This window comes from Kitasatospora sp. CB02891 (assembly GCF_002803145.1).
Classification (GTDB): Bacteria; Actinomycetota; Actinomycetes; order Streptomycetales; family Streptomycetaceae; genus Kitasatospora; species Kitasatospora griseola.
Genome location: NZ_NNBO01000010.1, coordinates 40,438 through 58,933 on the forward strand (window position 1 = coordinate 40,438; position 18,496 = coordinate 58,933).

An 18,496-nucleotide genomic window follows, 5' to 3' on the forward strand; every position below is an offset into this window, starting at 1 on the left:
AAGGAGTCCAGCGTAACGGGGGCCGGGCGCTCGCCCGACGGTCAGTTCGGCACCGGGGCGGGCGGCTCGGCGGCGGCCGGGACCGGGGCGGTGCGGGCCGGCAGCGCGGTGGCCAGCAGGAAGGCCGCGAGCAGCAGCGTCGCGCCCACGCCGAAGGCCAGGTGGAACCCGTCGACGGCGTCCCCGGAGCCGCCGACCAGCGCGGTGAGGACGGCGACGCCGAGCGCCGCGCCGACCTGCTGGGTGGTGTTGAGCACCCCGGAGAGCAGTCCGGCGTCCTCGGGCCGGGCGTCGGCCATGCCGAGGGCGGTGAGCGCGGTGGCGGCGAGTCCGAAGCCGGCGCCGAGCAGCATGGTGGGCAGCAGGTCGGCGACGTAGTCGAAACGGCCGGCGGGCAGCCGCACCAGCAGGGCCAGGCCGACGGTGAGCAGGGCCAGGCCGAGCAGCAGGGTGCGGCGTTCGCCGAACCGGCCGATGGCGCGGGCCGCGACCAGCAGCGAGACGGCGCCGATGGCGAGCGCGGCGGGCAGCATGGCCAGTCCGGTGTCGAGCGCGCCGTAGTGCTGGACGTTCTGCAGGTAGAGCGCCACCAGCACCTGGAAGCCGAACAGCGCGCCCAGCAGCAGGATCTGCACCAGGTTGGCGAGCGCGGTGGTGCGCCGGGCGAGGACCCGCAGCGGCAGCAGCGGGGTGGCGGCGCGGCCCTGCCGGAGGACGAACGCGGCGAGCAGGGCGAGCGCGGCGGCGGCCGGGCCCAGGGTGCCGGCGGACGTCCAGCCGTGCGGGCCGCCCTCGACGATGCTGTAGACGCCGAGCATCAGCCCGCCGGTGACCAGCGCCGCACCGGGGACGTCCACGCCGCCCCCGGCGCCGCCGCCCGCGTCACGGGGCAGCAGGCGCAGGCCGGCCAGCAGCGCGGCGGCGCCGATCGGCAGGTTGATGAAGAAGATCCAGTGCCAGCCGAGGCCTTCGGTGAGCACGCCGCCGAGCACCTGGCCGAGCGAGGCGCCGGCCGAGCCGGTGAAGCCGACGACGCCGAACGCCTTGGCCCGGTCGGCGGGTTCGGGGAACAGGCCGACCACCATGCCGAGGCCGACGGCGGAGGCCATCGCCCCGCCGACGCCCTGCAGGAAGCGGGCGGAGATCAGCGTCGCGGGGCCGGTGGCGAGGCCGCACAGCACGGAGGCGACGGTGAAGGCGGCGATGCCGGCCAGGTAGATCCGGCGGCGGCCGAGCAGGTCGCCGAGCCGTCCGGCGAGCAGCAGCAGGCCGCCGAAGGCGATCACGTAGGCGTCCACCACCCAGGCCAGTCCGGCCGGGCCGATGTGCAGGTCGTCCTGGATGGCGGGCAGCGCGACGGTGGTGATCGAGCCGTCCAGGATCACCATCAGCATGCTGGCGCAGACCACCGCCAGGGCCGACCAGCGGGCGCGTGACGGGTGTTCGGACATGGGTGTCTCCCTCCCCCGGGGCGCGCGGGGACGCGCTCCCTCAACAAGAGAGACCGTAGCAGATGGTTTCGTAATAGACGATCCAGAACGGACCGATTGGCCGGGCCGCCGCTACCCCTGCCGGGCCCGCCGCGGCTTCCGCACCGCGCCGCCCTCCCCTGCCATCGGGAACTCCACGTCCTTCTGCAGCCGGTCCAGCGCGTCCACGAACACCTGCCGCTCCCCGGCGGACAGTTCGCCCAGCGCCTCGCCGTGCACCCGGTCGACGATCACCTCGCCGCGCCGGACCAAATCCTCGCCGACCGGGGTGACCCGGATGACCTTCACCCGCCGGTCGGTCGCGGACGGGTGGCGCTCGGCCAGGCCGTCCCGCTCCAGCTCGTCGGCGGTGACCACCATGGTGGTCTTGTCCAGCCCGGCGATCGCCGCCAGCTGCGACTGGGTGCGCTCGGCCTCGATGGCGTGCAGCAGCACGCAGTGCTTGCGCGGGGAGCTGTCGATCTCGGCCAGGGCCAGCGACAGACGGGTGTTCATGGCGTGCGCGGCCTGGACCAGCAACCCGGTGAGGTCACGGACGGTGCGCTCGGGAATGGGTGCGCTCATGCCCCCAGAATACGTCCGCCAGCAGACGGTTCCGCTGTGGAACGAACCGGGTCAGCGGACGGAGCGCACCAGCCCGGCCCGCCGGGCCCGCTCCACCGCGCCGGGCAGCGCGGCGGCCAGCGCCTCCACGTCCGCCCGGGTGGAGGTGTGGCCGAGCGAGAACCGCAGCGAGGCGCGGGCGAGTTCGGGGGCCACGCCCATCGCCAGCAGCACGTGGCTGGGCTGCGGGACGCCCGCCGAACAGGCCGAGCCGGTGGAGCACTCCACGCCCGCCGCGTCCAGCAGCATCAGCAGCGCGTCGCCCTCGCAGCCGGGGAAGGAGAAGTGCGCGTTGGCGGGCAGCCGGCCCGCCGGATCCGGGTCGCCGTTCAGCAGCGCGTCGGGCGCGACCGCCCGGACCACCGCGATCAGGTCGTCCCGCAGCATGCCGACGCCCGTCGCGTACGCGGGCTGCCGCTCGACGGCCAGCTCCGCCGCCACCGCGAACCCGGCCGCACCGGGCACGTCCAGCGTCCCGGAGCGGACGTCGCGCTCCTGGCCGCCGCCGTGCAGCAGCGGAACGGGCGTCGCCGAGCGCGACAGCAGCAGCGCGCCGACCCCGTACGGGCCGCCGATCTTGTGGCCGGTGACGGTGAGCGCGGTCAGCCCGGAATCCGCGAAGGACACCGGGACCTGGCCCAGCGCCTGCACCGCGTCCGCATGCATCGGGATGCCGAACTCGGCGGCCACCGCAGCGAGTTCGCAGACCGGCTGGACGGTGCCGACCTCGTTGTTGGCCCACATCACGGTGACCAGCGCGACCGTCTCCGGCGCCCGCCCGATCGCCTCCCGCAGCGACTCCGGGTGCACCCGGCCGACCGCGTCCACCGGCAGGTACTCGACCTCGGCGCCCTCGTGCTCGGCCAGCCAGTGCACCGCGTCCAGCACCGCGTGGTGCTCGACCGGGCTGCTCAGCACCCGGCGGCGGGCCGGGTCGGCGGCCCGCCGGGACCAGAACAGGCCCTTGACCGCCAGGTTGTCGGACTCGGTGCCGCCCGCGGTGAGCACGATCTCACTGGGCCGCGCGCCCAGCGACTCGCCCAGCGACTCCCGGGACTCCTCGATCACCCGGCGGGCCCGCCGCCCGGCGGTGTGCAGCGAGGAGGCGTTGCCGACGACCCCGAACTGCGCCGTCATCGCGGCGATCGCCTCGGGCAGCATCGGGGTGGTGGCGGCGTGGTCGAGGTAAGCCATAGCGGGACCAGTGTAGGCGGCCCACGGGTCACGATTTGGCCATTGCACCCTCTGCAACGCGCCGTTAGCCTTCCGGCCACGCCGCTGTGAGAGGGGAGGGCCATGTCCCAGACGGTCGACCGCGCGCTGACCATCCTGGCCTCGCTCGGTGAGGGCCCGGCCTCGCTGGAGCAGGCCGCGTCCCGGATCGGGGTGCACAAGTCCACCGCCCTGCGGCTGCTGCGCACCCTGCAGGAACACGGCTTCGTCACCCGGCAGTCCGACCACCGCTACCGGCTCGGCGGCCGGCTCTTCGCCCTCGCCCACCAGGCGCTGGAGGGCATCGACATCCGCCAGGTCGCCGCCCCCTACCTGGCGGTGCTGAACGAGCGGTACGGGCACACCGTCCACCTGTCGGTGCTGGAGGGCGACGAGGTGCTCTACCTGGACAAGGTCGACGCCCGCTACCCGGACACCGGCCAGGGCTGGCTGGGCGAGGACAGCCGGATCGGCCGGCGCGCCCCCGCCGTGGCCACCGCCGCCGGCAAGGTGCTGCTCGCCGACCTGCCCGCGGACCGGCTCACCGCCTTCCTCGCCGAGGCCGAGTTCCCGGCCCGCACCCCGCAGTCCATCCGCGACCCGCAGGCGCTGCGGGACCAGCTCGCCGAGGTGCAGCGGCTCGGCTGGGCGGCCGACCAGGCCGAGTACCACGAGTCGGTGAACTGCATCGCCGCCCCGATCGCCGGCACCGAGGGCACCGCGATCGCCGCCTGCTCGATCTCCGCCCCGGTCCGGGTCGCCTCGGTCGTCGAGCTCTCCAAGCTGCTGCCGGAACTGCTCTGCACGGTCGAGGCGATCTCGCTGGCGTACGGCGGCTCCCCTACTCCTCGCTGGTGCGAGAACCGTTGCGGTGCCAAGCACGCGGTGCGCGCCAGCCGTACTTGAGCGCCAGCATCCGCACCGTGAACGCGGCCACCGCCGCCAGCGCCGCACTCACCGGGGTGAGCTGCCCGATGCCGATCAGCAGCGCCGTGATCGCCGCGCCGATCAGCGCCGGCACCGCGTAGATCTCCCGGTCCCAGCGCAGCAGCGAGGGCGGCTCCATCGCCAGCACGTCACGGACCACGCCGCCGCCCGCCGCGGTCAGCATGCCGCAGGCCACCGAGGCGACCGCGCCGAGCCCGTAGTCGTGCGCCTTGATGGTGCCGGTGACGGCGAACAGGCCGAGGCCCGCCGCGTCCAGCACCATCACCGCCCGGGTGATCCGCTCCACCTCCGGGTGCAGGAAGAACACCACCACCCCGGCCACCAACGGGGTCGGGAGGTAGCCGGAGTTGGTGAACGCGGCCACCGGCAGCGCGCCGATCACCAGGTCCCGCAGCACGCCGCCGCCCAGCGCGGTGGCCTCGGCCAGCACGCAGATGCCGAAGATGTCCATGTTCTTCCGGACCGCCATCAGGCCGCCGGACAGCGCGAAGACGAAAATGCCCACCAGGTCGAGGATCTGCTGGACGTCGTGCGGGAAGATCTCGGATGTCACCTGGTCAGTGTCCACGTCGCCCGACCGGCGCCGATCGCCGGGCGGTCAGACGAACGACTCGTGCGGCGCCGGCCCGCCCAGCGCGTTCAGCTTGGCGGGCATCCGCAGCGTCGTCATCCGCCGCCACCCGCCGGCCCGCTCGAACCCGTGCACCGCGTGGATGCCCGCCGCCAGCGCCGCCGACTTCGCCCGCGGCCAGCGCAACAGCTCCCCCAGGTGCGCCATCACCGCCAGGCTGACGTCCCGGTAGGTGCGGATCTCCGCCCGGGCGGTCTCCTGCAGGGTGTCCAGGATCAGCCGGCCGTGCCCGTGGTACGCGAGCCGCAGCAACTCCTCGTGACAGAACGCCAGATGGTTGTCCTCGTCGTTGGAGATCATCCGCACCGCCCGGCCCAGCTCCGGGTGGTCGCCGAAGATCCGCTTCAGCATCAGCATCTGCTCGGACGCCCGCTGCTCGGTCACCCTGCTGTGCGCCAGGTACGTGATCACGTCCTGCTCGGTCAGCGGCTCGTCCCGGCGCAGCCGGGCGTGCGCCAGGCCGATGCCCTGCCGCTCCAGGATCATCGTGTAGTCGGTCTCGTCCGGGACCTCGGCCGGATCGAGGCCGCGCTTGTGCATCAGCGCCTTGAAGATCCGCCCGTGCTTGTCCTCGTCCGCGCCGTGCCGGGCCACCTTCGGCGCCAGCTCCTGATCGGGCACCAGCCGGGCGATCCGGCCGTTCTCCCAGCCGCCCTGGTCCTCCCCCTTGGCCGCGATGGAGCAGAACAGCCGGAACGCCCGGTCGTCGTCGTGGATCTCCTGGAACAGACTGCGGGCCGACAGCATGGTGGACCTACCCCTCGCGCGGGAGCCGGGACATTCCGGTCCAGCTCAAGGCACCCCCACCGCCCGGGCAACAGCTCGCGCCCCCTGCTGCGCCGGACGAAGGACGGCCTTGCCGCACTCGGACTAGCCGACCAGCCGACGCCGCCAGTCCAGGCCCGTGACCCGGATCGCCTCGTCCGGGCCGCCGTCCCAACGGACCGTCAGGCCGCACTCCTCCAGCGCCGCCACGACCTCCCGGCCGACGGCCGCCGTGGTCTCCGCCGAGTCGTCGAAGCCGCCGTACAGCAGCCACAGGTCCTGGCCGGACGCCGCGCCCTCGGTGCACTGGGAGTGGAAGTACACGAAGCCGCGCGCCTCCGGGTTCTCCGCCCCGATCTCCCCGTTGCCGCAGCTGCGGCAGCAGGTGAAGTTCTCCCGGGCCGTGATGCCGCTCGACTCCAGCGCGGCGAACGCCCGCGCCACCCGTTCCGGATCGGTCTCGCCGACCCAGCTCCGCTGCTCGGCGACCCGCTCCAGCCACATCCGGTCGACCAGCTGCTTCGCCTGGGCCTTCGTCACCGGTCGGACGCCCTTGTCGACCAGGTACTCCTCCGCGGCCTCGGCCGCCTGCGCGAGGGTCGTGTAACCCTCCACCAGCAGCCGCCGCACCTCGGCGACCAGGGTCCGCTCGTCCTGCTCGGACAGCTCCAGCGGCGCGGGCTCCGGATCCGGCCCGAAGTCGATCCGCTCCCACGCGGCCCCGGCGTCCCAGCCCTCGTCCTCCCGCGCCCACCCGAGCAGCAGCGCGGCGACCTGCTCCACGTCCTCCACCTGCGTCCCGTAGTGCCGCGCGGGGCTCCCCGCCCGGTACTCCACCGTCCACGCCCCGTTCTCCGGGCACGCCTGCGCATACGTGTCCGGCAGGTCCGGCACCCGCTGCAGCACCACGAACGTCCCGCCGGCGTACGCCATGTCCCGCACCGTGTCGACGAGTTCGTCCTCCGACACCCGCACCCGCACCACGTCCGCCTGGTCCCGCACCGCGATCTGAAGCATGTCCGCCACTTTCCCACCCGGCACTGTCAGGCCGGCGGGCGCCGGCCGCCGCCCGTGAACGGCGAAGGTCCGCCCCGGGAGGGAACCCCCTCCCGGGACGGACCTCGGGGGTCCGACTACTCGCCCGCGTTCTCCGGGAAGTGGCACGCCACCTGGTGCCCCGGCCGCGCGGCGCTGAGCGGGGGCTCCTGGCTCGCGCAGACGTCCTGCGCCTTCCAGCAGCGGGTGCGGAACCGGCAGCCCGACGGCGGGTTGAGCGGCGACGGGACGTCACCGGTGAGCAGGATCCGCTCGCGGCGCTCCTTGCGTCGCGGGTCGGGGACCGGCACCGCGGACATCAGGGCGTTGGTGTAGGGGTGCATCGGCTCGGCGTACAGGGAGTCGCGGTCGGCGATCTCCACCACCTTGCCGAGGTACATCACGGCGACCCGGTCGGAGACGTGCCGGACCACCGAGAGGTCGTGCGCGATGATCAGGTAGGTCAGGCCGAGCTCCTTCTGGAGGTCGTCCAGCAGGTTGACCACCTGGGCCTGGATGGAGACGTCCAGGGCGGAGACCGGCTCGTCCGCGACGATCATCTTGGGGCGGAGGGCGAGCGCGCGGGCGATGCCGATGCGCTGGCGCTGGCCGCCGGAGAACTCGTGCGGGTAGCGGTTGTAGTGCTCCGGGCTGAGTCCGCAGAGTTCCAGCAGGTCCTGGACTGCCTTCTTGACGCCGTGCTCGGTCTGGACGTTCTGGAGCCGGAACGGCGCGCCGACGATGGTGCCGATGGTGTGCCGGGGGTTCAGCGAGGAGTACGGGTCCTGGAAGATCATCTGGATGTCGCGGCGGTACGGCCGCATCGCCGAGACTCCCAGGTGGGTGATGTCGGCGCCCTCGAACTCGATCTTCCCGCTGGTGGGTTCGTCGAGCCGGGTGACCAGGCGCCCCATCGTGGACTTGCCGCAGCCGGATTCGCCGACCACGCCGAGCGTCTCGCCGGCCATGACCTCGAAGTCGATGCCGTCGACGGCGCGCACCGCGCCGACCTGACGCTTCAGCAGGCCCTTGGTGACCGGGAAGTGCCGGGTCAGCCCGGTGACCCGCAGCAGGGGTTCACGGTCCGGGCCGGGTGCCTGGGCGGGCACCTTCGCGGCCTGCGGGGCCGCCGTCTGGCTGTCCGTCATCGGTTGTCTCCAAGTGGGTGGTACGTGCTCACAGCCGGGGCGCGATCTCTTCGGTGAAGATCCGGTGGCGTTCGGCGATCGGCAGGTGGCAGGCGGCGTAGTGCCGGGGTACGGCTTCGGCGAGCACGGGCACCTCGCCGGTGGAGCGGCCGCCGGTGAGCTCGGCGTACGGGCAGCGCGGGTGGAACGCGCAGCCGGACGGCACGTTGATCAGGCTCGGCGGGGTGCCCTTGACCGGGATCAGCCGGTCCTGGAGCTCCCGGTCGAGACGGGGCATCGAGCCGAGCAGGCCCCAGGTGTAGGGGTGCTCGGGGGATTCGAAGATGGTCGCGGCCGGGCCGCGCTCGACGGGCTTGCCGCCGTACATGACCAGGATGTCGTCGGCGATCTCGGCGACCACGCCCAGGTCGTGCGTGATGATGATGACGGCGGAGCCGAACTCCTTCTGCAGGTCCCGGATCAGGTCGAGGATCTGCGCCTGGACGGTGACGTCCAGGGCGGTGGTCGGCTCGTCGGCGATCAGCAGCGAGGGGTCGTTGACCAGCGCCATGGCGATCATGGCGCGCTGGCGCATGCCGCCGGAGAACTCGTGCGGGTAGTTGTCGACCCGCTTGTCGGGCTGCGGGATGCCGACCCGGTCGAGCATCTCGATGGCGCGGGTGCGGGCGACCTTCTTGGAGGTGCCCGGGTGGTGGGCCCGGTAGCCCTCGATGATCTGGGCGCCGACCGTGTAGTACGGGTGCATCGCGGTCAGCGGGTCCTGGAAGATCATCGCCATCTTCTTGCCCCGGAGCTTGCGCACCTGGTCCGGGTCGGCGGAGACCAGCTCCTGGCCGTCCAGCCAGATCTCGCCGGAGATCTGCGGGGCGCCGCGCTTGGTGCCGGTGCGGTGCAGGCCCATGATCGACAGCGAGGTGACGGACTTTCCGGAGCCGGACTCGCCGACGATGCCCAGGGTCTTCCCGCGCTCCAGGTCGAAGCTCAGGCCGTTGACGGACTTGACCAGTCCGTCGTCGGTCGGGAAGTGCACCTTGAGGTCGCGGACGGAGAGGAAAGGCTTGTCAGTGTTGCTCATGCCAGCTTCACCCGGGGATCGACGACGGCGTACAGCAGGTCAACCAGGAGGTTGGCGATCACGATGAAGAACGCGGCGAAGAGCGTCACACCCATGATCACCGGCAGGTCGCTGGAGGCGATCGACTGGACCGCCTCGTAGCCGAGCCCGCGCAGGTTGAAGGTGTTCTCGGTGAGCACCGCGCCACCCAGCAGGCCGCCGAGGTCCATGCCGAAGATGGTCAGGATCGGCGTCAGCGTGGAGCGCAGGGCGTGCTTGCCGATGACCACCGGTTCCCTGAGGCCCTTGGCGCGCGCGGTGCGGATGTAGTCCTCGCCGAGCACGTCCAGCAGGGTGGCCCGACTGAGTCGGGCGTAGGTCGCCGCGAACAGGAAGGCCAGGGTGACCCACGGCAGCACCAGCCCCTGGAACCAGGCCACCGGATCGGCGGTGAAGTCGGTGTACTTGCGTGGGAACCAGCCGAGTTGGCCGACGAAGATCGCGAGCGAGACCAGGCCGGTGAAGTACATCGGCAGCGAGACGCCGGCCAGCGCGACCGACATCGAGATGCGGTCCAGCGCGGTGCCGCGGCGCAGCGCGGAGACGATGCCGGTGGCGGTGCCGAGCACCAGCCACAGGATCGAGGCGCCGATGGCGAGCGAGAAGTCCACGCCGACCCGGTCGAGCAGCAGCGGCCAGACTTCGCGCTCGGTCTTGAACGAGTAACCCAGGCAGGGGGCGTAGCAGTGGGTGACGTCGGTACCGGCGTTGTAGGAACGGCCGACGACGATGCCCTTCAGGAAGAGCCAGAACTGTTCGACGATCGACTTGTCGAGGCCCATCTTGTGGCGGATACCCTCGACGGCCACCTTGTCCGCGATCTTGCCCACGTAGAGCAGCGCGGGGTCGGTTCCGGTGAGCTTGGGCACCATGAAGAAGATGCCGAAGGTCACCGCAGCGACCACCAGCAGCATGAGGACGACGTTGATCAGTCGCCTGAAGAGATACACGAGCACTGCGGTCGGCCCTGCCACGGGCCGGCCGGGGTTCCCCGGTAGGGGTTTCCCGGCCGGCCCGGGCAGGGCCTTCACCTGCCCTTCGGACTAGCGGTGCGAACTAAGGGAGAAGGTCAGGTCACTTGCCGTCGGAGACGCCGAGGGCCTGGAAGTCCACCTCGCCGAACGCGTCGGTGATGTAGACGTTGGTCAGGCGCGGGTTGCGCCAGTTCAGGGCCTTGTCGGCGACGATCGGCAGGTAGTAGGCGCCGTCGACGACCTTGTGGTTGATCTTCTTGTACAGCTCGGCGGCCTTGGCCGGGTCGGTCTGCGCCGCGGCCTGGTCGAACCAGCCGTTGATCTCCGGGTCGTTGATCTCGGCGTAGTTGCTGTTGCCGTTGCTCGGGATGAAGCGGCCGTCGACCAGCGGCTGCAGGTAGCCGGAGCCGGTCGGGAAGTCGGCGCCCCAGCCCATCACGATCAGGCCGTAGCCCTTGGCCTTGACCACGTCGGGCGCGCCGATCTCGGAGGCGATCAGCTTGCCGTCGTACTGCTGGACCGTGACGTCGATGTTGACGGCCTTGAGGGCGGTCTGCAGCGCCACCGCGGAGTTGACCTCCTTCGGCTTGTTGCCACGCACCGCGATGTTGGTCTTGAAGCCCTCGGGCTTGCCGCAGGCCTTCAGCTCTTCCTTGGCCTTGTCGAGGTTCGGCTTGCCCTGGGCCAGGCTGAACGGGTCGTAGTCGTCCGAGCCGAGGATGTTCGGGGGCAGCATCGAGCCGTAGAGCGAGCCGGCCACCGAGCCGCCGCGGGCGGTCTGCAGGGCGGTGGTGTCGGCCGCGTACAGGACGGCCTTGCGGCAGTGCTCGTTGTCGAACGGGGCGACCGTCGGGACGGCGGTGATGTAGCGGATGAAGCCGTTGTACGGGTCGTCCGTGTTGGCCTTCAGCGCCTGGTCCTGCAGCACCTTGACCTGCGCGGCCTGCGACAGGCCGGTCTGGGCCCAGTCGAGGTCGGCGGTGTTCGCCAGCAGCTGGGTGTCCATGTCGTCGGCGTTGGTGGTGACCGTCAGCTTGACGACGTCCGGCAGCGCCTTGCGGAACGGGTCGGAGGCGGCGTCCCAGTTCTCGTTGCGGACCAGCTCGTAGCCCTTGCCCGGCTCGGCCGACTTGAACTTGTACGGGCCGGAGGAGACCGGCTTCTGGCCGTACTGGGAGCCGGTGTCCAGCTTCTGCGGGACCGGGGCGGCGGAGCCCATGGCCAGCAGGTACGGGAAGTCCGAGTTGGGCTTGGCCAGCGAGAAGACGATGGTGTTGTCGTCCGGGGTGGTGACCGACTTCAGGCCCAGCTTGTTCGGGTCCGCGTCGGTGTAGGGGCCCTTGTAGTTCTGGCCCTGGTCGAGCTCGTTGATCAGGTAGGTCGGGCCACCGGAGATGACGTCCTGCGCGAAGATGCGCTCGACGCCGTACTTGATGTCCTTCGAGGTGATGACGGAGCCGTCCTCGAACTTCAGGCCCGGCTTGAGCTTGAAGGTGTAGGTCTTGGCGTCCGCGGAGATCTCCGGCTGGGCGGCGGCCAGGTCGGGGACCAGCTTCAGGCCCTCCTTGCCCGGCTTGCCGTCGAAGGACAGCAGGGTGCGGGTGTAGAAGCGCTCGAAGTTCCACACCGAGGCGTAGTACGCGCGACCGGGGTCGAGCGAGTCCACGTCGGTGGTGGTCCACATGTTGAGGGTGCCGCCCTTCTTGTCGGACGGGTTCACCACCTTGTCGACGGCCGCGTTGAAGCCCGCCGCGGTGCCCTTGGCGCCGCCGTCGTTCGACTCGTCCTTGCTGCCGCCGCAGGCGGTGGCGGTGAGCGCGAGAGTGGCCGCGAGGGCGGCGACCGCGAGCGTCCTGTTTCGCTTCATGGGTTGGGGAACCTCCAGAGTTGCGGGCTCAGTTGCCCTTGGGGTCGAGCGCGTCGCGCAGGCCGTCGCCGAACAGGTTGAAGGCGAGCACGGTGATGAAGATGGCGAGACCGGGGATCACCATGTAGGTGGGATCCGCCTGGTAGATCCGGACCGCGTCGGAGAGCATCTGCCCCCACGAGGCGCTGGGCGGCCGGACACCGGCCCCGAGGAAGCTGAGCGCCGCCTCGTTCAGGATGTTGGTGGGGATGATCAGGGTCGCGTAGACCAGGATCGGCGCCACCAGGTTGGGCAGCAGTTCACGGAACAGGATGTGGGCGCGGCCGGCGCCCAGGCTGCGGGCGGCGTCGACGAACTCGCGCTCGCGCAGCGACATGGCCTGGCCTCTGACGATGCGTCCGATGTAGGGCCAGCCGAAGAAGCCGATCACCAGCACCAGCACGCACACCCGCACGGTGGTGTCGCCCAGGCCGAGGACCGAGTTGGGGATCACCGACACCAGCGCGATGCTGAACAGCAGCTGCGGGAAGGACAGCAGGATGTCCATGAGCCGGCTGATGAACGCGTCCACCCAGCCGCCGAAGTAACCGGCCGTGACGCCCATGACCACGCCGATGCTGACCGACAGCAGGGCCGCGCCGAGCGCCACCAGCATCGAGATCTGCGCGCCGTAGAGGACACGGGAGAACACGTCGCGGCCGAACACCGGGTCGACGCCGAGCAGGAATTCGCTGCTCATACCGCCGAACGCGCCCTTGGGCAGGCCGAGATCGGGGTTGATCTGGTCGGCGTGCGGCTCGTTCGGCGGGTGTCCGAACAGCGCGGAGAGCACCGGCGCGAAGATCGCCGCGAGCACCAGGAGGATCACCACGACACCGCCGGCCAGCGCGACCTTGTCGCGCTTGAGGCGGTCCCAGGCGATGCGGCCCGGGGAGCGACCCTCGATCTTCTTGGCCGGCAGGTCAGTTGACGCGCCGTCAGGCTGCGCGCCGGCCGGCGGACCCGAGGTCTCGGTGGGTGTGGTCATGAGTCAGTTCGTTCCCCTCGCCGACGGTGGCCGGCCCACAGAGTCGCGTTTGGTGCGGAAGGCAGAGCGGTTGCGGTGGTGCCGGGTGCCGATGCGGCGGTGCAGAAGTGCGTTTGGCAAGCAGGGCGTTGCGGGGTGGTGCCGTTCGACGCCGGGCGGAGTGCCCCGGCGCGCATGGTGCTGCCGCACGGAGATGCGCATCGTGCGGTTCATGCTGTGGCGGCGGCACGTTCACCTTCGTGAGGATCGTCTCGCGCTCCGCATTGGGCAGCACTCTCTGTCATGGCGAGTACCGGACGGAAGACCCTCATCCCGAAGGATGCCTAACTGTGATCTGTAGGCATGCACATTCGTTGCGCTGGTATATCGCTCTTCACACAGGTGCCGAGGGCACGTCAAGGCATGCACTGACGACACCCCGCCAGTGGCGAGGAAACGCCAGGTGGCGCGTCGGGTGGCACGCGTAGATCACGGCACAGCAAAAGACCCCCGCCGACCTCGAAAAGAAGGTTCGTACGGGGGTCCTCCTGCGTTCTGCCCGGACGGTCTCAGCGCCCCGGATATCCCGGCCACTGAGGCTGCGGCCAGCCCGGCGCGGGCCCGGCCGGCGGTTGCGCTGCGTAACCGAAACCGGTGGGGTAGGGCCCCGGCGCGCCCTGCCGGTCGACGAACGGGCGGGCGTTGGCCCGCAGCCACATCACCACCGGGTCGAACTCGTCGGCCATCAGCACGGTGGAGACGGCCGGCCCCTCGGGGGCCTGCGCGGCGGCCCGCTGCACCAGCGCCCGGGCGGCCTCCACGGCCGGCGGAGAGGTGTCGTACAGGTCCAGCCCGATCGCCAAGTACGGCTCGCCCAGCACCGGTTGCACCCAGGCCCGCCACAGCGCGCGCAACGGGCGCACCTCGGCGGCCTGTTGGTCCAGCACGGCGAAGAACTGCGGTGCCTGCACCGCCGGTTCGGAGATCCGCAGCGGCCCGGCCGGCAGCCGGTCCAGGCCGACGGCGATCCGCCGCAGGTCGGCCCACGGCACGCCGACGCCGCCGCCCGGGCGGTGCGGGTCCAGCCACAGGCCCCAGCGGGAGCGGTACAGCGAGCCGGCGATCTCCGGCCCGGACACCACCTCGTGGCCGCGCGACCAGCCACTGGCCGCCAGCTGCCCGGGGGACGTCACGCAGGGCGCATAGCCGTGCCCGCCGACGTCCATGTTCCCGTACTGGGCGTCCGGGCTGCCCGGGCTGCCGTGCCACAGCAGCATCCAGACCTGCCCGTTGGCGAGGGCGCGCAGCAGCCCCTCGTACGCCTCCCAGCGCTCCGGTGCGACCGCTGCGAGGGCGCGCTCGATCGCGCCCGGGTCGCCGGTTGCTCCCGTCACGTCGCCGCCCTCTTTCTCGTCCACGTCCACCGCGCCGCGGTGTGCCGGGGCAACCCTATGGGGCGCGCCCGACAGCCGTCATGCCGCCGTCCCGGATCCGGGCCCGCGAAAAGACGTCCGGGGTCACGACCGCGCATAGAAGGGCTGTACCCGTCCCAGCAGCCAGTCCACCACCGGGTCGGCGACCAGGTCGAGCAGCACCAGGTGGACGCCCCAGCTCGGCGCCGCGGTTCCGAGCGCCCGGCCGAGCGCCAGGTTGACGTCGCCGGGGTCGGCGGGGTCCACCGGGTCCAGCTGGACGCCGATGTACAGCAGCGTCGACTCGCCCTCCACCCGGGCCAGCGCCCGACGGGCCGTCAGCACGCCGGGCAGGGCGGCGAGTTCCCCGGTGGCGGCGGCCAGGAAGGCGAACGGCTCCTGGTGCGGCTCGGGCTCCTTGAGCGCCACCCGGGCCCCCTCGGTGACGCCCTGTGCCTCCCACTGGTCGCCGCGCGGGCCGCGCCGCAGCTCCCCGACGCCCTCCGGCGGCACCGGGATGCCCACCGGCGCCTCCGGGTTGACCGCGATGCCGATGCCCAGCGGCAGGCCCCGGGCGAACTCCCACATCGGGGCGATCGCGAACGGGATGCCCGGCGCGTGCTGCAGGTACAGCTCCTGCGAGCTGTACACCGGCACGTAGGGCGCGCCCGCGAGTTCCAGGGTCGGCAGGTCCAGCGCGCCGGACTGCGGGTCGGCGCCGGACGGCAGCGGGATCCACACCTGGCTGCGCGCCAGCACCTCGATCACCCGGGGCGTCGCGCCCGGATCGCCCAGGGCCGCCATCAGCACCTGCTCCAGCTCGTTGGCCGGCCAGCTCCCGCCTTCCGGAACCTGACCCAGCGGGAACCCCATCTCGCCCCTCCACACTCACGGTTGCGATCAGGTTAGCGGCGCGCGCGGGCGCCCGGCGGCGACTGTCGGCGAACCCCACTCCCACCAGGGGCTCGCGGCATGCCATGATGGGCCCGCCCAAACTTCATACCGGCCGCTCGAACCCGCGCGGGAGAGCCGGAACGACCGTCACCACGGTCGCGACCGGCGCCGAAGGAGCAAGTCCTCCCCGGAATCTCTCAGGCCCCCCTACCGCCCGGGCGAGGCAGATCTGGAAAGTGGACACGGCCGCGCCGTGCGCCCACCCACGGTGCAAACCGCCATCCTGTCCGGGATGCGGTGAAGCTCTCAGGTTCGACGACAGACGGGGAGATTCGCCCCAGCCTGCCCGTTTCCAGATCCCGGGAGTCCTGTCGTGTCCCTCCGCCTGACCGCGCTCGACGCGCTGCACCGCTCGCTCGGCGCCACCATGACCGACTTCGCGGGCTGGGACATGCCGCTGCGCTACGGCAGCGAGCGCGAGGAGCACCTCGCCGTCCGCACCAAGGCCGGTCTGTTCGACCTCTCGCACATGGGCGAGATCACCGTCTCCGGCCCGCAGGCCGGCGACCTGCTCGACCACGCGCTGGTCGGCTTCATCTCCGCCCTCGGCGTGCTGCGCGCCCGCTACACCATGATCTGCCGCGAGGACGGCGGCATCCTGGACGACCTGATCGTCTACCGCACCGCGGACGACGAGTACCTGGTGGTCGCCAACGCCTCCAACGCCCAGGTCGTGCTGGACGCCCTGACCGAGCGCGCGGCCGGCTTCGACGCCACCGTCCGCGACGACCGCGACGCCTACGCGCTGCTCGCCGTCCAGGGCCCGGAGGCCAACGGCATCCTGGCCAAGCTCACCGACGCCGACCTGCCCGGCCTCAAGTACTACGCCCTGCTGCCCGCCACCGTGGCGGACCGTCAGGTCTGGCTGGCCCGCACCGGCTACACCGGCGAGGACGGCTTCGAGATCTTCTGCGCCCCGGCCGACGCCGAGCACCTGTGGACGTCGCTGACCGGGGCCGGCACCGCCGAGGGCCTGGTCCCGTGCGGCCTGTCCTGCCGCGACACGCTGCGCCTGGAGGCCGGCATGCCGCTGTACGGGCACGAGCTGTCCACCGAGCTGACCCCGTTCGACGCCGGCCTCGGCCGGGTGGTGCGTTTCGACAAGACCGCCAACGGCGGCGAGTTCGTCGGCCGCAAGGCGCTGGAGGAGGCCGCCGCCGCGGCCGAGGCCAACCCGCCCCGCAAGCTGGTCGGCCTGGTCTCCGAGGGCCGCCGCGTCCCGCGTGCGGAGTACTCCGTCGTGGACGCCGAGGGCGCCGTGATCGGCCGGATCACCTCCGGCTCGCCGTCCCCGACCCTGGGCAAGCCGATCGCCATCGCGTACGTGGACGCCGCGCACGCCGAGCCGGGCGCCACCGTCGCGGTGGACGTCCGCGGCAAGGCCGAGCCGGTCCAGGTCGTCGCCCTGCCGTTCTACAAGCGCGCCCGCTGACCCCAGGTCGGCCCTTCACCTGCCGCGAGCAGCTCTTTCCGGTTCGTCCGCACAGCGGACGGCCGCGCCCTCCCCTCTTGCGATCCTGGAGAATGACGTCATGAGCAACCCCACGCACCTGCAGTACACCAAGGAGCACGAGTGGCTGACCGCCGCCGTGGACGGGGTGTCGACGATCGGCATCACCGCGCACGCGGCCGACGCCCTCGGCGACATCGTCTACGTCCAGCTCCCCGCGGTGGGTGACACCGTCACCGCTGGTGAGACCTGTGGCGAGCTCGAGTCCACCAAGTCGGTCAGCGACCTCTTCTCCCCCGCCACCGGCGAGGTCACCGAGGTCAACCAGGAGGTCATCGACGACCCGGCCCTGGTCAACTCGGAGCCCTTCGAGGGCGGTTGGCTGTTCAAGGTCCGGGTCGAGGCCACCGACGCGCTGCTCGACGCCGACGGCTACAACGCCCTCATCGGCGCCTGACCGGGAGTCCCCCCATGACTGTTCTCAACCAGTCCCTCCACGCGCTCGACCCGGAGATCGCCGCCGCGGTCGACGCCGAGCTGCACCGCCAGCAGACCACCCTGGAAATGATCGCCTCCGAGAACTTCGCCCCGGTGGCGGTCATGGAGGCCCAGGGCTCGGTGCTCACCAACAAGTACGCCGAGGGCTACCCCGGCCGCCGCTACTACGGCGGCTGCGAGCACGTCGACGTGGTCGAGCAGATCGCCATCGACCGGGTCAAGGAGCTGTTCGGCGCCGAGCACGCCAACGTGCAGCCGCACTCCGGCGCGCAGGCGAACGCCGCGGCGATGTTCGCGCTGATCCAGCCGGGCGACACCATCCTGGGCCTGAACCTGGCCCACGGCGGTCACCTGACCCACGGCATGAAGATCAACTTCTCCGGCAAGCTCTACAACGTGGCCGCGTACCACGTCGACGAGAAGACCGGCCAGGTCGACATGGCCGAGGTCGAGCGCCTCGCCAAGGAGCACCAGCCCAAGCTGATCATCGCCGGCTGGTCCGCCTACCCCCGCCAGCTGGACTTCGCCGAGTTCCGCCGCATCGCGGACGAGGTCGGCGCCCTGCTGATGGTCGACATGGCGCACTTCGCCGGTCTGGTCGCCGCCGGACTGCACCCCTCCCCGGTGCCGTACGCGGACGTGGTCACCACCACCACCCACAAGACCCTGGGCGGCCCGCGCGGCGGCGTCATCCTCTCCAAGGCTGCGTTCGCCAAGAAGATCAACTCCGCGGTCTTCCCCGGCCAGCAGGGCGGCCCGCTGGAGCACGTCATCGCCGGCAAGGCGGTGGCCTTCAAGGTCGCGGCCTCCGACGAGTTCAAGGACCGCCAGCGCCGCACCCTGGAGGGCGCGAAGCTCCTCGCCGAGCGCCTGCTCCAGGACGACGTGACCGCCTCCGGCGTCTCCGTCCTGTCCGGCGGCACCGACGTGCACCTGGTGCTGGTCGACCTGCGCAACAGCGAGCTCAACGGCCAGGACGCCGAGGACCGCCTGCACGAGGTCGGCATCACCGTCAACCGCAACGCCGTCCCGAACGACCCTCGCCCGCCGATGGTCACCTCGGGTCTGCGCATCGGCACCCCGGCGCTGGCCACCCGCGGCTTCGACGCCGAGGACTTCACCGAGGTCGCCGACGTCATCGCGGAGACCCTGAAGCCTGGCTTCGACGCCGCCAAGGCCGAGACGCTCAAGGCCCGGGTGTCGGCGCTCGCCGCCAAGCACCCGCTGTACCCCGAGCTGTAAACCCTCCCCGCGTCCGCCGGCACCCGGCGGCCGCCCGGAACCCCCGGGGCACCGCGCACACTGGAAGACGTGCGCGCGGTGCCCCGTTCCATGCGCAGCCCCCGTCCCACCGGACGGACCACTCCACGAGACCAGACAAGGACGTCA

The 18,496-nt window shown here is 71.7% G+C and carries 17 protein-coding genes and 1 riboswitch; of the genes, 4 read left to right on the forward strand and 13 right to left on the reverse strand.

All coding sequences use genetic code 11. The annotated features are described in order from the left end of the window. Positions 1-41: 41 nt before the first annotated feature. The 3 genes from CG736_RS22070 to CG736_RS22080 all read right to left on the reverse strand — a co-directional run bounded on the left by CG736_RS22070 (position 42) and on the right by CG736_RS22080 (position 3,287). The gene (locus tag CG736_RS22070) at positions 42-1,451 is read right to left on the reverse strand and encodes an MFS transporter (protein WP_100587938.1); all 1,410 of its coding nucleotides are present in this window, start codon (positions 1,449-1,451) and stop codon (positions 42-44) included. 111 nt (positions 1,452-1,562) lie between these two features. Further along, positions 1,563-2,054, reverse strand: coding sequence for a MarR family winged helix-turn-helix transcriptional regulator (locus tag CG736_RS22075; RefSeq protein ID WP_100587939.1), 492 nt, complete (start codon positions 2,052-2,054; stop codon positions 1,563-1,565). A gap of 51 nt (positions 2,055-2,105) precedes the next feature. After that, positions 2,106-3,287: a cysteine desulfurase family protein gene (locus tag CG736_RS22080; RefSeq protein WP_100587940.1), complete on the reverse strand. Its 1,182-nt coding sequence runs from the start codon at positions 3,285-3,287 to the stop codon at positions 2,106-2,108. Positions 3,288-3,389: 102 nt separating this feature from the next. Between CG736_RS22080 and CG736_RS22085 the strand changes: the two genes are divergently transcribed. Beyond that, positions 3,390-4,211 carry an IclR family transcriptional regulator gene (locus tag CG736_RS22085; RefSeq protein ID WP_043916107.1) on the forward strand — a complete coding sequence of 274 codons (822 nt, stop codon included), beginning with the start codon at positions 3,390-3,392 and terminating at the stop codon, positions 4,209-4,211. On the opposite strand, the gene CG736_RS22090 is transcribed toward CG736_RS22085, so the two are convergent. The 10 genes from CG736_RS22090 to CG736_RS22135 form a co-directional block, all read right to left on the reverse strand. Then, the gene (locus CG736_RS22090; protein ID WP_100588107.1) at positions 4,147-4,806 is read right to left on the reverse strand and encodes a trimeric intracellular cation channel family protein; all 660 of its coding nucleotides are present in this window, start codon (positions 4,804-4,806) and stop codon (positions 4,147-4,149) included. The two genes, CG736_RS22085 and CG736_RS22090, sit on opposite strands and share 65 nt — an antisense overlap. A 45-nt stretch (positions 4,807-4,851) precedes the next feature. Next, positions 4,852-5,631, reverse strand: a complete 780-nt coding sequence (locus tag CG736_RS22095; protein WP_100587941.1) for a hypothetical protein — start codon at positions 5,629-5,631, stop codon at positions 4,852-4,854. Between the two features lie 123 nt (positions 5,632-5,754). Then, positions 5,755-6,666, reverse strand: a complete 912-nt coding sequence (locus tag CG736_RS22100) for a hypothetical protein (protein WP_100588108.1) — start codon at positions 6,664-6,666, stop codon at positions 5,755-5,757. Positions 6,667-6,782: 116 nt separating this feature from the next. Then, the gene (locus CG736_RS22105) at positions 6,783-7,832 is read right to left on the reverse strand and encodes an ABC transporter ATP-binding protein (RefSeq protein WP_100587942.1); all 1,050 of its coding nucleotides are present in this window, start codon (positions 7,830-7,832) and stop codon (positions 6,783-6,785) included. A gap of 28 nt (positions 7,833-7,860) precedes the next feature. Further along, positions 7,861-8,907 carry an ABC transporter ATP-binding protein gene (locus CG736_RS22110; protein WP_043916103.1) on the reverse strand — a complete coding sequence of 349 codons (1,047 nt, stop codon included), beginning with the start codon at positions 8,905-8,907 and terminating at the stop codon, positions 7,861-7,863. Continuing rightward, positions 8,904-9,902, reverse strand: coding sequence for an ABC transporter permease (locus tag CG736_RS22115; RefSeq protein ID WP_043916102.1), 999 nt, complete (start codon positions 9,900-9,902; stop codon positions 8,904-8,906). The genes CG736_RS22110 and CG736_RS22115 overlap by 4 nt, the downstream gene beginning before the upstream one ends. A gap of 118 nt (positions 9,903-10,020) precedes the next feature. Next, positions 10,021-11,787 (reverse strand): ABC transporter substrate-binding protein, encoded by a 1,767-nt coding sequence (locus CG736_RS22120; RefSeq protein WP_100587943.1) that lies wholly within the window; start codon positions 11,785-11,787, stop codon positions 10,021-10,023. Positions 11,788-11,815: 28 nt separating this feature from the next. Then, entirely contained in the window at positions 11,816-12,814 is a 999-nt protein-coding gene (locus CG736_RS22125) for an ABC transporter permease (protein ID WP_100587944.1), read from the reverse strand. Between the two features lie 548 nt (positions 12,815-13,362). After that, the gene (locus CG736_RS22130) at positions 13,363-14,187 is read right to left on the reverse strand and encodes an enhanced serine sensitivity protein SseB C-terminal domain-containing protein (protein ID WP_100588109.1); all 825 of its coding nucleotides are present in this window, start codon (positions 14,185-14,187) and stop codon (positions 13,363-13,365) included. Positions 14,188-14,310: 123 nt separating this feature from the next. After that, positions 14,311-15,078, reverse strand: a complete 768-nt coding sequence (locus tag CG736_RS22135) for an enhanced serine sensitivity protein SseB (RefSeq protein WP_100587945.1) — start codon at positions 15,076-15,078, stop codon at positions 14,311-14,313. A 138-nt stretch (positions 15,079-15,216) separates the two neighbouring features. Further along, positions 15,217-15,322, forward strand: a riboswitch (glycine riboswitch). Positions 15,323-15,472: 150 nt separating this feature from the next. On the opposite strand from CG736_RS22135, the gene gcvT reads away from it, so the two are divergent. The 3 genes from gcvT (at position 15,473) to glyA (ending at position 18,349) form a co-directional block, all read left to right on the forward strand. Next, on the forward strand, positions 15,473-16,591 hold the full coding sequence (gene gcvT / locus CG736_RS22140; protein WP_100587946.1) for a glycine cleavage system aminomethyltransferase GcvT: 1,119 nt from the start codon (positions 15,473-15,475) through the stop codon (positions 16,589-16,591). A gap of 100 nt (positions 16,592-16,691) precedes the next feature. Further along, positions 16,692-17,066, forward strand: a complete 375-nt coding sequence (gene gcvH / locus CG736_RS22145; protein WP_100587947.1) for a glycine cleavage system protein GcvH — start codon at positions 16,692-16,694, stop codon at positions 17,064-17,066. 14 nt (positions 17,067-17,080) lie between these two features. Then, positions 17,081-18,349, forward strand: coding sequence for a serine hydroxymethyltransferase (glyA, locus tag CG736_RS22150; protein ID WP_100587948.1), 1,269 nt, complete (start codon positions 17,081-17,083; stop codon positions 18,347-18,349). The last annotated feature ends 147 nt before the right edge of the window (positions 18,350-18,496 follow it).

Coding starts and splice junctions, on each gene's coding strand:
- CG736_RS22100 (WP_100588108.1), bottom strand. CDS start 6,666: ATGCTTCAGATCGCGGTGCGGGACCAGGCGGACGTGGTGCGGGTGCGG.
- CG736_RS22075 (WP_100587939.1), bottom strand. CDS start 2,054: ATGAGCGCACCCATTCCCGAGCGCACCGTCCGTGACCTCACCGGGTTG.
- CG736_RS22120 (WP_100587943.1), bottom strand. CDS start 11,787: ATGAAGCGAAACAGGACGCTCGCGGTCGCCGCCCTCGCGGCCACTCTC.
- CG736_RS22080 (WP_100587940.1), bottom strand. CDS start 3,287: ATGGCTTACCTCGACCACGCCGCCACCACCCCGATGCTGCCCGAGGCG.
- CG736_RS22135 (WP_100587945.1), bottom strand. CDS start 15,078: ATGGGGTTCCCGCTGGGTCAGGTTCCGGAAGGCGGGAGCTGGCCGGCC.
- CG736_RS22070 (WP_100587938.1), bottom strand. CDS start 1,451: ATGTCCGAACACCCGTCACGCGCCCGCTGGTCGGCCCTGGCGGTGGTC.
- CG736_RS22110 (WP_043916103.1), bottom strand. CDS start 8,907: ATGAGCAACACTGACAAGCCTTTCCTCTCCGTCCGCGACCTCAAGGTG.
- CG736_RS22085 (WP_043916107.1), top strand. CDS start 3,390: ATGTCCCAGACGGTCGACCGCGCGCTGACCATCCTGGCCTCGCTCGGT.
- gcvH (WP_100587947.1), top strand. CDS start 16,692: ATGAGCAACCCCACGCACCTGCAGTACACCAAGGAGCACGAGTGGCTG.
- CG736_RS22125 (WP_100587944.1), bottom strand. CDS start 12,814: ATGACCACACCCACCGAGACCTCGGGTCCGCCGGCCGGCGCGCAGCCT.
- CG736_RS22105 (WP_100587942.1), bottom strand. CDS start 7,832: ATGACGGACAGCCAGACGGCGGCCCCGCAGGCCGCGAAGGTGCCCGCC.
- glyA (WP_100587948.1), top strand. CDS start 17,081: ATGACTGTTCTCAACCAGTCCCTCCACGCGCTCGACCCGGAGATCGCC.
- CG736_RS22095 (WP_100587941.1), bottom strand. CDS start 5,631: ATGCTGTCGGCCCGCAGTCTGTTCCAGGAGATCCACGACGACGACCGG.